Source organism: Pseudarthrobacter sp. NamE5 (assembly GCF_005796225.1).
Lineage (GTDB): Bacteria > Actinomycetota > Actinomycetes > Actinomycetales > Micrococcaceae > Arthrobacter.
Genome location: NZ_VAHO01000016.1, coordinates 64,448 through 78,341 on the forward strand (window position 1 = coordinate 64,448; position 13,894 = coordinate 78,341).

Below are 13,894 nucleotides of genomic sequence, written 5' to 3' on the forward strand. Positions count from 1 at the left end.
TCCATGACCTCCAAGACACCATCCATCGTCCTGGCAGGTGGCGGTACAGCAGGGCATATCAGCCCGCTCCTTGCCATCGCCGCGGCTCTGCGCAGTGCATCCCCGGACGCGGCCATCCTCGCCGTCGGCACCCCGTCGGGAATGGAAACCAGGCTTGTTCCGGCTGCCGGGGTCCAGCTGGCCACCATCGACAGGGTGCCCTTTCCGCGGCGGCCATCCGCCGACCTGCTGCGTCTTCCCGGCAGGCTCAACAGTGCGGTCCGCCAGGCCGGAGCCATCCTGGACAAAGCGGCTGCTGACGTTTTGGTGGGCGTCGGCGGCTACGTCTGCACGCCCATGTACCTGGCCGCCCGCACGCGGGGGATCCCCATCGTGGTCCACGAGGCCAACGCGCGCCCCGGCCTGGCCAACCGGGTGGGAGCCATGTTCGCCAGCCGCGTGGGGGTCGCCTTCGACAACACCCCGCTCCGCAACGCCATCCATGTGGGAATGCCAATGCGCACCGAGATCTCCGGACTGGACAGGACTGCCGCCCGCGCCGCTGCCCGTGAGGCGCTCGGCCTCGACCAGGCCCGGCCCGCGCTGATCGTTACCGGCGGCTCCTCCGGTGCCCAGAGCATCAACCGGACCATCGCCGCCGCCGTCGGCCGGCTGGCCGCTGCCGGGATCCAGACCCTGCACATCACCGGGCGGGGCAAGACCGTCCTTGACGACGCCGGCAACCCGCTTGCGGCAGAAGGCTACCGGCAGGTGGAATACGTTGATGGCATGGAACTTGCCTATGCCGCGGCCGACGTGCTGCTGGCCCGCTCCGGCGCGGCCACGGTCTGCGAGGTTGCCGCTGTGGGTGTTCCCGCTGTCCTGGTGCCGCTTCCCATCGGCAATGGCGAGCAGGCTTTGAATGCAGCTGGCCTGGTGGCGGCCGGGGGAGCAGTGTTGGTGAATGACCGCGACTTCACCCCTGAGTGGGTGGACAGGGAACTGATCCCGCTGGTCACGGACGAGCCGCGGCTGGGCGCAATGTCCGGCAACTCCTACCGCCTTGGTATCCGAAACGCCGATCAGCGCATGGCTGATCTCATCCTGGAAGCAGTCGCAGCATGAACCACGCCAGCATCCCAACCCTCGAATCCCTGGGGCGGGTCCACTTCGTGGGGATCGGGGGCGTCGGCATGTCCGCTGTTGCCAGAATCATGGTGGCACGCGGTGTCCCCGTCAGCGGCTCCGACGCGAAGGACCTCCCGGTGATGGTGGACCTGGCAGCAGCAGGTGCCCGCATCGCCGTCGGTTATGACGCGGGCAACCTCGGGGATGCACAAACGGTGGTGGCAGGATCAGCAATCCGGACAGACAACCCCGAACTGGTTGCCGCACGGGAGGCAGGGCTGCCAGTGCTGCATCGGTCCGAGGCACTGGCCGCCACCATGGGGGATGACAGGGTAGTGGCCGTGGCCGGAACGCACGGCAAGTCCACCACCACGTCCATGGTCACCGTCCTGCTTCAGGGCGCCGGCCTGGACCCGTCGTTCGCCATTGGCGCCAACGTTCCTGCATTGGGCGTCAACGCCGCACATGGGAGCTCCCCGATCTTCGTGGCCGAGGCCGACGAATCGGACGGTTCGTTCCTCAACTACCGGCCAGGCATCGCCGTGGTGACCAACGTTGAGCCCGACCATCTGGATCACTACGGCACGGCTGAGGCCGTATACGAGTCCTTTGACCGCTTCACTGCCTTGCTTCCGGCGGACGGCGTGCTGGTGGCCTGCGCGGATGACGCCGGCGCCCTGGCACTTGCCGAAAGGACAAGGGAGCGGGGCAACACCAAGGTGGTGCTGTACGGAACCGCTGACAGTGCCGATGTCATGCTCCAGGACGGCGGTCCCGGCGACGTTTCGGTGTCCTCGCAGGCGGGACGATTCAGCCTTGACCTGCAGGTGCCCGGACGGCACAACGCGCTGAACGCCGCAGCTGCCTTCGCCGTCGCGCTTGAACTGGGCGTCGGCCCCGACGCCGCGGCCGCCGCTTTGGCGGGCTTTTCCGGCGCCTCCCGGCGCTTCGAGCTCAAGGGTGAGGGGAGGGGAGTCCGCGTCTTTGACGACTACGCCCACCACCCGACGGAAGTCCGGGCAGCCCTCGCCGCAGCCCGGTCCGTGGCGGGCCCCCATAAGGTGCATGTCCTCTTCCAGCCGCACCTGTTTTCGCGCACCCGTGAATTCGCCCGCGAGTTCGCGGAGGCGCTTAACCTTGCCGACACCGCCCTGGTGCTGGACATCTATCCTGCCCGTGAAGACCCCATTCCCGGCGTGACGAGCCAGCTCATTGCTGACCACCTGGAGACGGGCGGACGGCTGGTGGCTGCGGGTGAGGCTGTGGCCGCGGTGGCGGCCGCGGCAGCGGACGGGGACATCGTGCTGACGGCCGGTGCAGGTGACGTCACCGCTTATGGGCCGCGGATCGTGGAGGCCCTGCGTGGCTAGCACGCGCCGCCCCACCTACAGGCCCGCCAGCAATCCGGGCGGAAATGGTGGAACGGGGGGATCCGGGGGCGATGATGTCATTTCAGCGTCCCGCAGCATCCCGGAACCGGCCCGGCAGCAGCCGCCGAAGCCGAAGCAGGGGCTTGTAGCCGGCCGCGGCAAGGGGAAGAAGGCGGAACAGCCCGGCGCCTCGCCGGCGAACGTGCTGGTGTTCCCTGAGCCGAAGGGAAAGCGGCGGAAACGCAAGGTGCTCACGGCCGCCGCCACCCTCGTCGCTGTGGTGGCAGGGCTGCTGGCCGCTGCCGTTTATTCACCTGTCCTTGCCGTTGACACCATTTCGGTTACCGGGACACGCCTGCTGACGCCGGCCCAGGTCCAGGCCGCACTTGAGCCTTTGAAGGGAAAGCCGCTGCCGCAAATCTCGGATGACGAGGTGGGCCGGCTCCTGGAGCCACTGGTCCAGGTCAAGTCGTCCTCGGCTGAGGCCCGGCCGCCGTCGGGACTCGCCGTGGAAGTGCGGGAGCGGGTACCTGTGGCTTTGGTCAAGCAGGGGGAGCAGTACGAGCTGGTGGATGTCGAGGGCGTCCGGCTGGCCGCCACGGAGGATCCGGCCTCGGTGTCGCTGCCGGTGATCGACGGCGGTGCGGGCACCATTGGGAAGGACCTTTTCCACGCGACCGCCGCGGTCCTTGGCGCCCTGCCGGCGGACGTGCTGGCCAGGCTGTCCAATGCCTCGGCAGCTTCCGTGGATGCGGTGGAACTCAAGCTCGTGGACGGCCAGACCATCATCTGGGGCAACGCCGGCGAGAAGGAACTCAAGGCTAAAGTCCTTGAGGCTCTCCTGAAGGTTCCGGCCGATCCCAAGAACCCTGTGAAGGTCTACGACGTCAGCGTGCCCCGGCACCCGGTGACCCGCTGAGCTTTCTTTCCGGTATTAATCCGACACGCGGAGCCGGTTATTGAATGTGCGTACCAGAGGAAATACCGTCACAGACATGAGTTACTTGACATAACTATAACCTTCAACTCGAAGGTTAAGGTTGCAGGCTTCAAGCTCTCCATCAGTTTTCGCAATAAGACACGAACAAGGGACACGTAACGTGGCAGCTCCGCAGAATTACTTGGCCGTCATCAAAGTCGTCGGCATCGGCGGCGGTGGCGTGAACGCAGTCAACCGCATGATCGAGGTCGGCCTCCGAGGCGTTGAATTCATCGCCATTAACACCGACGCCCAGGCCCTGCTCATGAGCGACGCGGACGTGAAGCTCGACGTCGGACGCGAGCTGACCCGCGGGCTGGGGGCCGGCGCCAATCCGGAGGTGGGCAAGCAGGCTGCCGAGGACCACGCTGACGAGATCGAGGAAGTGCTCCGCGGCGCCGACATGGTGTTCGTGACCGCCGGTGAAGGCGGTGGCACCGGCACGGGCGGCGCTCCGGTCGTGGCCCGCATCGCCCGCTCCCTCGGCGCGCTGACCATTGGCGTGGTCACCCGCCCGTTCACCTTCGAAGGCCGCCGCCGCGCCGGTTCCGCCGAGGCGGGCATTGATGCCCTTCGGGACGAGGTGGATACGCTGATCGTGATCCCCAACGACCGCCTCCTGTCCATCAGTGACCGCAACGTCTCCGTCCTTGACGCCTTCCGGTCCGCCGACCAGGTGCTGCTCTCCGGCGTCCAGGGCATTACCGACCTCATCACCACCCCCGGCCTGATCAACCTTGACTTCGCCGACGTTAAGTCCGTCATGCAGGGTGCAGGATCCGCGCTCATGGGCATCGGCTCTGCCCGCGGCGAGGACCGGGCGGTCAAGGCGGCCGAACTGGCCATCGCTTCCCCCCTGCTGGAAGCCTCCATCGACGGCGCGCACGGGGTGCTGCTGTCCATCCAGGGCGGCTCAGACCTCGGCTTGTTCGAGATTAACGAGGCCGCACGCCTGGTCCAGGAAGTGGCGCACCCCGAAGCGAACATCATCTTCGGCGCAGTGATCGACGACGCCCTTGGCGACGAGGCCCGCGTGACCGTCATTGCCGCCGGTTTCGACGACGTGAAGGCCACTTCGCCGTCGATGGATCAGTCGCAGCCCCAGACGGCACCCCAGCGGCCTGCCGCCCCGACTGCAGCCCCGGCTCCGGCCCAGGCCCCCACTGCCGGGAACCACCAGTTCAACGCCCAGCCGGTCCATGCGGGGGTTGGCGCAGCAGGCCTCAGTAACTGGGGCCAGCAGCGCCCGTCCGCCGTTCCGGCGGACTCCGGCTTCGATGTGGACCTCCCGTCCGTAGTGGAGCCTGACCTCACCGGCACCCACTCGGATGACCTGGATGTTCCCGACTTCCTGAAGTAGGCCCGGGCGTGTTCCACTGGCGCGCTGACATCCTTCCCGGGGTGTCGGCCGCGTTCACTGACAGCCGCGCCGGTAACCTGGCACTGCACGTCGGCGATGACCCTGCTGTGGTTCGCCGGCGCCGTGAACAGCTCGAAGATGCCCTCGGGGTAGAACCGCGCAGCCTGCGCTTCATGAACCAGGTGCACGGAACCACCGTTGCGGTCGTGGACCGGGGGAGCGGGACGCCGGAAGCTGACGCCATGGTGTCGCGCGGCCTGCCGCTGGCGGTCATGGTCGCAGACTGCATTCCGGTCCTGCTCGCGGGTGAGTCGGCGGGCGGTCCAATCCTGGCCGCCGTCCATGCAGGGCGCCCGGGGGTGGCAGGGGGAGTGATTCCTTCCGCCGTCAGTACCATGGTGTCCCTCGGAGCATCGGGCATCCGCGCATGGCTTGGTCCTTCCATCTGCGGCAGCTGCTACGAGGTGCCGGCAGCCCTCCGCGAGGAGGTGGCCGCGTCCGTGCCCGCCGCGTGGTCCACAACCTCCTGGGGAACACCGGGACTGGACCTGCCCGCCGGGGCCGTGAGCCAGTTGGAGCGGGCCGGAGTTGACGTGGAATACCGCGGGCCCTGCACTTTGGAGGCCGACTCGCTGTACTCCTACCGCCGCAACAGGGAAACGGGCCGCTTCGCGGGCGTGGTCTGGTGCCATGACTGAAAGCGCAACCGGGGACGCCCGCACGGCGGAGCTGGCGGAGCGGCTCACTGCAGTCAGGAGCCGGATCAAGTCTGCGGCGTCGGCAGCCGGGCGCGAGGACAGACTTCCCACACTGATTGTGGTTACTAAGTTCCACCCGGCGGAGGACATCATGCGGCTGGTGTCACTCGGAGTCACGGATGTCGGTGAGAACCGGGACCAGGAAGCCGCCGCGAAAGCGGAGGAACTTGCCGGCTGTGGGCTCGCCTGGCACTTCGTGGGCCAGCTGCAGACCAAGAAAGCCAAGTCCGTGGTCCGCTACGCCTCAGCTGTCCATTCCGTCGACCGGCCGCAACTTGTCGACGCCCTGGCCAAAGCCGTGCAAAGCCGGCAGGAAGCGACAGCGCAAGCGCCGCTGGACTGCTTCATCCAGGTCAGCCTGGAGGACGACGCGGGCGCCCATCGGGGCGGGGCCATGCCATCGGACGTGCCGGAACTGGCAGACAGGATAGCGGGCGCCGAAGGCCTGCGCCTTGCCGGGGTCATGGCGGTCGCCCCGCTGGACGCGCCGCCGGAACCTGCCTTCGAAAAGCTTGCCCGGGTATCGGCGCGACTGGTTGCGCAGCACCCCGGCGCCACGGCCATCTCCGCAGGCATGAGCCAGGATTTGGAAGCGGCCATAGCGTTCGGTGCGACACACCTGCGAATCGGTTCCGATATTCTCGGATCGCGTCCCACCGTGGGGTAGCGTCGGACCTGTTGGAAGTGATGGGCGGGGGACTCCAGTGCTGTCAAGTCATTGGGCGGCCCGCTTACGGGACACGATTAGGAGTCGACCATGGCCGGCGCTCTGCGCAAGACAATGATCTATCTTGGGCTCGCCGACGGCGATGAGCATTACGAGTCCGAGCAACAGACCACACGTAAGGATGAGGACGAAACGATGGAAGCTGACCGCGAGGAACGCCGTGCACCTGCACCCGTCCGCGAGGTCAGCCGCGAAACGACCCACGCCCCCGAAGAGGAATACCGCGCCCCAGTGACCCCCATCAAGCGTGCGGCTTCCAGCCGCGAAGAAACCAGCGGACTCCGTCAGATCACCACCATTCACCCGCGCTCCTACAATGACGCCAAGCTCATCGGCGAGAGCTTCCGGGACGGCATTCCCGTGATCATGAACGTCACGGACATGGGCGAGGCGGACGCAAAGCGCCTCGTGGACTTTTCCGCGGGCCTCGTGTTCGGACTCCGTGGGAGCATTGAACGGGTCACCAATAAAGTTTTCCTGCTGTCGCCGTCGTACGTTGAAGTCATCGGCGATGACAAAAAAGCCAGCGAGACGCAGGCCAGCTTTTTCAACCAAAGCTGAACAACGGGTGGTACGCGGATGCCAGGCAGGGACACCTGCCTGGCATCTGTGCTGAAATAGACGAGACACAGCGGCAGGATGCCGCGGGACACACGGACTTGGAGATACTGGGTTAGACATGGGAATCGCATTCGGACTTGTCTATCTCGCGTTGCTTCTGTTCTTTGTTGCCCTGATCATCCGGCTGGTCTTCGACTGGGTACAGATGTTCGCCCGGGAATGGCGGCCGCGCGGGGTTGCCCTGGTGGTGGCCCATGCCGTGTACTCGATCACCGATCCGCCATTGAAGGTGCTGCGCCGGCTGATCCCGCCCCTGCGCCTCGGCGGCATCTCCCTGGACCTGGGTTTCCTGATCCTGTTTATTGCCGTAAGCATCGCAATGAGCATCACCAGGGGCCTCGCCTGATTTACCCCGAAACAGACCTAGCAGCGCAGGGTGGACCCGTCCGGGAACAGCTACTGTAATGCGAAGAAAACTCGCGTTTGACACCGCAGTGTTGAATTAGAGTAACCAGACCAAATTTAGGTACCGTAGTTTTGACGGCCGGAAGGCCTACTGACTAACTAGACCAGTGAGGTGACCAGATGGCTTTGACGCCAGAAGACGTTGTCAACAAGCGCTTTCAGCCGACCAAGTTCCGTGAGGGCTACGACCAGGATGAAGTTGATGACTTCCTGGACGAGATCGTCGTTGAGCTCCGCCGCTTGAACCAGGAGAACGACGAACTTCGCAAGAAGCTTGCCGAAGCCGGTTCCGGCGTTGCTGCCAGCTCGGCTGCTGCTCCCGTCGTGGAGAAGGTCCCCGCGCCCGTCAAGGCCGACAAGGACGAGGCCCGCGAGAAGGCCGAAGCCGAGGCCAAGGCTGCTGAAGCTGCCAAGAAGAAGGAAGTTCAGCCCGCTCCTGCCGCTGCGGCACCCGCAGCCGCCCCTGCCGCCGTCGCCACTCCTTCTGCCGAATCCGCTGCCGGCCTGCTGGCCATGGCACAGCAGATGCACGACCGCCACGTCGCCGACGGCCAGGCCCAGAAGGACAAGATCATCGCCGAAGCGCAGATCGAAGCCAGCAGCCTGGTCAATGACGCGCAGGAGAAGTCCCGCAAGATCCTCGGTGCCCTCGAGCAGCAGCGATCCGTCCTGGAGCGCAAGGTGGAGCAGCTCCGCGGCTTCGAGCGCGACTACCGTTCACGCCTGAAGGCCTACATCGAAGGCCAGCTGCGCGACCTGGATGCCCGCGGTTCAGTGGCTACCCCGGAAGTCAGCGAAGCAAACTAAGCCGTCAAACACGTATTCTGAAAGCCGGTGGCTGAGGATTCCTCGGTCGCCGGCTTTTGGCATTGACACCGGCTATACGAATGAAAGCACCATGACCGACGAACTCGCTGCCGATTCCGCGCGCCCTGTCCCACCTTCACCGCGTCCACGCCGGGCGGTGCTGTTATCCGTCTTCGCAGGGTTCGCACTGTTCGCCTACGTCCTGGACCAGCTCACCAAGCTCTGGGTCACCTCCACCATGGTGGAGGGTGAGCGGATTCCCGTGTTCCCGCCACTCCTGCACTGGTACTTCATCCGGAACTCCGGCGCGGCATTCTCCATCGGCGAAAACGTCACCTGGGTGTTTTCCATCATCATGGCCGTCGTCTCCGTGGCCATCCTCTTCCAGGTCCGCAAACTGGGATCAGTCTGGTGGGCCCTGGCGCTTGGCCTCCTGCTCGGTGGAGCACTGGGCAACCTCACGGACCGTCTCTTCAGGGAACCGTCCTTTGGCATGGGGCACGTGGTGGACTTCATCCAACTGCCGAACTTCGCAATTTTCAACATTGCCGACTCGGCAGTGGTCTCAGCCGTCGCCGTCATCTGCATCCTGACGCTTCGCGGCATCACCCTGGACGGAAAGCGGCTTACCTCCGAACCCAAGGAGAAACCAAAGGATGCATGAGCGGATTCTCGTCACGGACGACTACGGGGGAACCAGGGCGGACGCAGGCCTGGCAGCGCTGCTGGGCATCTCACGTTCGCTTGCGGCGTCGCTGCTGGCGGAGGGCCACGTGCTGAGCAGGGGCACTGCACTGGGCAAGTCCGCAAAGCTGGTGGCAGGCGATGTGCTCCAGCTCAACATGCCGGAACGGCGTGACCCGCTGGAGGTCGTGGAGGAAGTAGTGGAAGGCCTGAAGATCCTGCTGGATGACGCGGATTTCGTCGTCGTCGACAAGCCCGTTGGCGTTGCCGCCCACCCTTCCCCCGGGTGGGTGGGACCTACGGTGGTGGGTGGCCTGGCCGGTGAAGGCTACCGCATCTCCACGTCAGGCTCGCCGGAGCGGGCAGGCATCGTCCACCGGCTCGACGTCGGAACCTCCGGTGTGATGGTGGTGGCAAAGTCCGAGCGGGCCTACACAGGCCTGAAGCGTGCCTTCAAGGAACGCACCGTGGACAAGGTCTACCATGCAGTGGTCCAGGGGCTGCCTGATCCCCTGGTGGGGACCATTGACGCCCCGATTGGCCGGCATCCAGGTCACGATTGGCGTTTCGCCGTGATCGAGGACGGGCGTCCTTCCGTTACGCACTACGAGGTGATTGAGGCCTTCGGCAAGGCCAGCCTGGTGGAAGTCCACCTGGAGACGGGCCGTACCCACCAAATCCGTGTTCACTTTTCCGCCCTACGGCACCCCTGCGCCGGCGACCTGACCTACGGTGCTGATCCCCGGCTGGCTGCAAACCTCGGGCTGACGAGGCAGTGGCTCCACGCCCGGGAGCTCGGCTTCGACCATCCTGTGACTGGGGAGCGGGTCCGTGTCGCCAGCGATTACCCGCAGGATCTGGCGTTTGCCCTGGACGTGCTCGCCTCCGGGCATGCCTAGCACGGGGGAGCCAGGGCGGCGCATAGAATAGTGCGGTGACTTCCAGCAATGACTCGTTTGTCCATCTCCACACCCACACCGAGTACTCCATGCTGGACGGCGCAGCAAGGCTTGGAGAGCTGTTCGACGAGACCGAGCGGCTGGGAATGCCTGCACTCGCCACCACAGACCACGGCTACCTCTTCGGGGCCTTTGACTTCTGGAAGAAGGCCACCGACAAGGGCATCAAGCCCATCATCGGGGTTGAAGCCTATGTGACGCCCGGGACGGCCCGCGGCGACAAGAGCCGTGTGCGCTGGGGCGAGGAACACCAGCGCAAGGACGATATCTCCGGCGGCGGTTCCTACACGCACATGACCCTGCTCAGCTACAACAACGTGGGCATGCGGAACCTGTTCCGGGCGTCCTCGATCGCCTCGCTGGACGCCGTTTTCGGCAAGTGGCCCCGGCTGGACCGGGAGTTGCTGAACACCTACTCCGAGGGCCTTATTGCCACCACCGGCTGCCCCTCGGGCGAGATCCAGACCAGGCTTCGGCTGGGCCAGTACCGTGAGGCGCTTGAGGCGGCCGCGGAGTTCCGGGACATCTTTGGAGCAGAGAACTACTTCTGCGAGCTCATGGACCACGGACTGGACATCGAGCGGCGCGTTACCGGGGACCTGCTGCGGCTTGCCAAGGAGCTGAACCTTCCCCTCGTCGCGACGAACGACCTCCACTACACCCACGAGCACGATGCCAAGGCCCACGAGGCCCTGCTGGCCATCCAGTCCGGGTCCACCCTCCTGGAGCCCACCTACGACAACGGCGGGTCCCGCTTCGCCTTCTCCGGCAGCGGCTACTACCTCAAGTCGCCGCAGGAGATGCGGGAATTGTTCCGCGACCACCCCGAGGCGTGCGACAACACCCTCCTGATCGCCGAACGCTGCGAAGTGTCCTTCAACACCGGCGCCAACTACATGCCCCGGTTCCCCTGCCCGCCCGGGGAGGATGAGACATCATGGCTGGTTAAGGAAGTGGCCAAGGGGCTTGAGTACCGGTATCCGGGCGGTGTTCCGGACAATGTCCGGGCGCAGGCCGACTACGAGCTGGGCGTCATCACCTCAATGGGCTTCCCCGGCTACTTCCTGGTGGTGGCGGACTTCATCAACTGGGCCAAGAACAACGGCATCCGGGTAGGTCCCGGCCGTGGGTCCGGTGCAGGCTCCATGGTGGCCTACGCCATGCGCATCACCGACCTGGATCCGCTGCGCCACGGACTAATCTTCGAGCGGTTCCTGAACCCGGACCGCGTCTCCATGCCCGACTTCGACGTCGACTTCGATGACCGGCGCCGCCCGGAAGTCATCGACTACGTGACCCGCAAGTACGGCGACGAGCGCGTGGCCATGATCGTCACGTACGGCACCATTAAGACCAAGCAGGCGCTGAAGGACTCCTCGCGCGTGCTGGGCTACCCGTTCAGCATGGGCGAACAGCTCACCAAGGCGCTGCCGCCGGCCGTGATGGCCAAGGACATTCCCCTGGCGGACATCCAGAACCCGGAAGCCAAGCGCTATGGCGAGGCCGGCGACTTCCGCCAGCTGATCAGCACGGATCCGGAAGCGTCCAAGGTGTTCGAGACCGCGCTGGGCATCGAAGGGCTGAAGCGCCAGTGGGGCGTCCACGCCGCCGGTGTGATCATGTCATCGGACCCGATCATCGATGTCATTCCCATCATGCGCCGCATCCAGGACGGCCAGGTGATCACGCAGTTCGATTACCCAACCTGCGAAGGCCTGGGCCTGATCAAGATGGACTTCCTGGGCCTGCGGAACCTGACGATCATTTCCGACGCCCTGGAAAACATCAAGATGAACCGCGGCATCGACCTGGACCTTGAGAAGCTGGAGCTCGACGACCCAGCGTCCTACGAGCTTCTGGCCCGCGGCGACACGCTGGGTGTGTTCCAGCTCGACGGCGGGCCCATGCGCTCCCTGCTCAAACTGATGAAGCCGGACAACTTCGAAGACATTTCCGCGGTGCTTGCGCTGTACCGCCCCGGGCCCATGGGCGCCAACGCCCACACCGATTACGCGCTGCGGAAAAACGGCATTCAGGAAGTCATTCCCATCCACCCCGAACTGGAGGAACCCCTCTCAGAAATCCTCGGTGGAACGTACGGCCTGATCGTGTACCAGGAGCAGGTGATGGCCGTAGCGCAGAAGCTCGCCGGCTATTCGCTGGGCCAGGCAGACATCCTCCGCCGTGCCATGGGCAAGAAGAAAAAGTCGGAACTGGACAAGCAGTTCGCCGGGTTCTCACAGGGCATGCAGGATAACGGCTACTCCATGGAGGCCGTCAAAACCCTGTGGGACATCCTCCTGCCCTTCTCGGATTACGCCTTCAACAAGGCGCACTCGGCTGCCTACGGCGTCATTTCCTACTGGACCGCCTACCTCAAGGCGCACTATGCACCGGAATACATGGCGGCGCTGCTCACCTCAGTGGGTGATGACAAGGACAAGTCGGCCATTTACCTGAACGAATGCCGGCGCATGGGCATCACCGTGCTGCCGCCGGACGTCAACGAATCCGCCCTGAACTTCACCCCGGTGGGCAACGATATCCGCTTCGGCATGGGCGCGATCCGCAACGTGGGCGTCAACGTCGTGGAGGCCATGGTGGCAGCCCGTGAAAGCGAGGGCGCCTTCACGTCCTTCAAGGACTACCTGATGAAGGTCCCGGCCGTGGTCTGCAACAAGCGGACCATTGAGTCGCTGATCAAGTCCGGCGCCTTCGACTCCCTGGGCCACCACCGCCGGGCCCTGGCCATGATCCACGAAGAGGCCATCGACTCCGTCATCACGCTCAAGCGGAACGAAGCGATTGGACAGTTCGACCTCTTCGCCGGTTTCGAGGAAGCGGAATCCGAGTCCTCACTCAGCATTGAGATCCCCGACCTGCCCGAGTGGGAGAAGAAGGACAAGCTCTCCTTCGAACGGGACATGCTGGGGCTGTATGTCTCGGACCATCCGCTGCAGGGCCTTGAAGGCGTGCTGAGCCAGCACGCTGAAATGAGCATCACCTCCGTGCTGGGCGAGGATGGTCCCCAGGACGGCGCCATCATCACCATTGCCGGCATGATCACCTCCCTGAGCAGGCGCATTGCGAAGGCCAGCGGCAACGCGTACGCCCGGGCGGAGGTGGAGGATCTGGGCGGGTCCATGGAAGTGATGTTCTTCGGCCAGGTCTACGGCCCCATCGCCTCCGTGCTCGCCGAGGACCTGATCGTGGTGGTGAAGGGGCGCCTGCAGAAACGTGACGACGGCGCCATCACCCTGAACTGCATGGAACTGTCGGTTCCGGACCTGAGCGAGGGGCTGAACGGCCCGCTGGTCATCACCATGCCGACGCACAAGGCAACCGAGGCCGTGGTCACGGAACTTGGCGACGTGCTGCGGACGCACCGCGGGAATTCCGAGGTGCGCCTGCACCTCCAGGGCGACACGCGCACGGAGATCATGGGCCTGCCGGTCCACCTCCGCGTGAACCCCAGCCCGTCGCTGTTCGGTGACTTGAAGGTGCTGCTCGGCCCCGCCTGCCTGGACGCCTGACGAGCTGCGGACGACGACGGGCGGCAGGGCCCGCCGTCGTCCGCGGCTCTGCGCGTGGAGACTCTTAGATTTCGTAGTCGAGCGGCACAGGCTGGCCATAGCTGCCGCCGTGGTACAGCAGCGGTGACCCTTCCCCGCCCACCTGGCCGTCAACCACCTGGACCACCACCACCGCGTTGTTCTCGAAGGACAAGCGCATCTGCACCTCGCCGATCAGCCAGCCGGCCACGTCCTTGAGCACTGGTACGCCGTGCGGACCAACCTCCCAATGGTCTCCCTCGAACCGGTTGCCGGGACGGGCGAACTTGTCCGCAAGCGCCTGGTTCTCAAGGCCCAGCATGTGGACGCCGAGGTAGTTGGTGTTGGCCACGGCCGGCCAGGACCTGGAGCTGCGGGCCATGTTGAAGGTGAAACGCGGCGGCTGCGCCGAGAGCGATGCCACCGAGGTGGCGGTGAAGCCATAGGGCTCATCCTTGTAGTTCACCGTGATGATGGCGACGCCGGCGGCATGGCGCCGGAACATCTCCCTGAACGTCCGCTCGAACGGCACGTCGTTGTCTGGCACGGAAACTCCTGGGGTGGAA

13 protein-coding genes are annotated in these 13,894 nt (G+C 65.2%); 12 read left to right on the forward strand and 1 reads right to left on the reverse strand.

Annotated features, from left to right (window positions below):
- Window positions 1-3 precede the first annotated feature (3 nt).
- From murG to dnaE, 12 genes are all read left to right on the forward strand, one after another.
- Window positions 4-1,104, forward strand: a complete 1,101-nt coding sequence (gene murG / locus FDW84_RS16485) for an undecaprenyldiphospho-muramoylpentapeptide beta-N-acetylglucosaminyltransferase (protein WP_138610589.1) — start codon at window positions 4-6, stop codon at window positions 1,102-1,104.
- Window positions 1,101-2,477 (forward strand): UDP-N-acetylmuramate--L-alanine ligase, encoded by a 1,377-nt coding sequence (gene murC, locus FDW84_RS16490; RefSeq protein ID WP_138610590.1) that lies wholly within the window; start codon window positions 1,101-1,103, stop codon window positions 2,475-2,477. The genes murG and murC overlap by 4 nt, the downstream gene beginning before the upstream one ends.
- Window positions 2,470-3,396 carry a cell division protein FtsQ/DivIB gene (locus FDW84_RS16495; protein ID WP_171046817.1) on the forward strand — a complete coding sequence of 309 codons (927 nt, stop codon included), beginning with the start codon at window positions 2,470-2,472 and terminating at the stop codon, window positions 3,394-3,396. The genes murC and FDW84_RS16495 overlap by 8 nt, the downstream gene beginning before the upstream one ends.
- A gap of 181 nt (window positions 3,397-3,577) precedes the next feature.
- Window positions 3,578-4,816, forward strand: a complete 1,239-nt coding sequence (ftsZ, locus tag FDW84_RS16500) for a cell division protein FtsZ (RefSeq protein ID WP_138610591.1) — start codon at window positions 3,578-3,580, stop codon at window positions 4,814-4,816.
- A gap of 8 nt (window positions 4,817-4,824) precedes the next feature.
- The gene (locus FDW84_RS16505) at window positions 4,825-5,514 is read left to right on the forward strand and encodes a purine nucleoside phosphorylase YfiH/LACC1 family protein (protein ID WP_138610592.1); all 690 of its coding nucleotides are present in this window, start codon (window positions 4,825-4,827) and stop codon (window positions 5,512-5,514) included.
- Window positions 5,507-6,241, forward strand: coding sequence for a YggS family pyridoxal phosphate-dependent enzyme (locus FDW84_RS16510; RefSeq protein WP_138610593.1), 735 nt, complete (start codon window positions 5,507-5,509; stop codon window positions 6,239-6,241). The genes FDW84_RS16505 and FDW84_RS16510 overlap by 8 nt, the downstream gene beginning before the upstream one ends.
- 90 nt (window positions 6,242-6,331) lie before the next feature.
- On the forward strand, window positions 6,332-6,862 hold the full coding sequence (locus FDW84_RS16515; protein WP_138135045.1) for a cell division protein SepF: 531 nt from the start codon (window positions 6,332-6,334) through the stop codon (window positions 6,860-6,862).
- 118 nt (window positions 6,863-6,980) lie between these two features.
- Window positions 6,981-7,268, forward strand: coding sequence for a YggT family protein (locus tag FDW84_RS16520; protein ID WP_138610594.1), 288 nt, complete (start codon window positions 6,981-6,983; stop codon window positions 7,266-7,268).
- A 179-nt stretch (window positions 7,269-7,447) separates the two neighbouring features.
- Window positions 7,448-8,134: a DivIVA domain-containing protein gene (locus FDW84_RS16525; RefSeq protein ID WP_138610595.1), complete on the forward strand. Its 687-nt coding sequence runs from the start codon at window positions 7,448-7,450 to the stop codon at window positions 8,132-8,134.
- 91 nt (window positions 8,135-8,225) lie between these two features.
- Window positions 8,226-8,798: a signal peptidase II gene (gene lspA, locus FDW84_RS16530; RefSeq protein ID WP_138610596.1), complete on the forward strand. Its 573-nt coding sequence runs from the start codon at window positions 8,226-8,228 to the stop codon at window positions 8,796-8,798.
- Window positions 8,791-9,717, forward strand: a complete 927-nt coding sequence (locus FDW84_RS16535) for an RluA family pseudouridine synthase (RefSeq protein ID WP_138610597.1) — start codon at window positions 8,791-8,793, stop codon at window positions 9,715-9,717. Before lspA ends, FDW84_RS16535 begins: the two co-directional genes overlap by 8 nt.
- Window positions 9,718-9,752: 35 nt before the next feature.
- Window positions 9,753-13,310 carry a DNA polymerase III subunit alpha gene (dnaE, locus tag FDW84_RS16540; RefSeq protein ID WP_138610598.1) on the forward strand — a complete coding sequence of 1,186 codons (3,558 nt, stop codon included), beginning with the start codon at window positions 9,753-9,755 and terminating at the stop codon, window positions 13,308-13,310.
- A gap of 64 nt (window positions 13,311-13,374) precedes the next feature.
- On the opposite strand, the gene FDW84_RS16545 is transcribed toward dnaE, so the two are convergent.
- Entirely contained in the window at window positions 13,375-13,875 is a 501-nt protein-coding gene (locus tag FDW84_RS16545; RefSeq protein ID WP_138610599.1) for a flavin reductase family protein, read from the reverse strand.
- Window positions 13,876-13,894 lie beyond the last annotated feature (19 nt).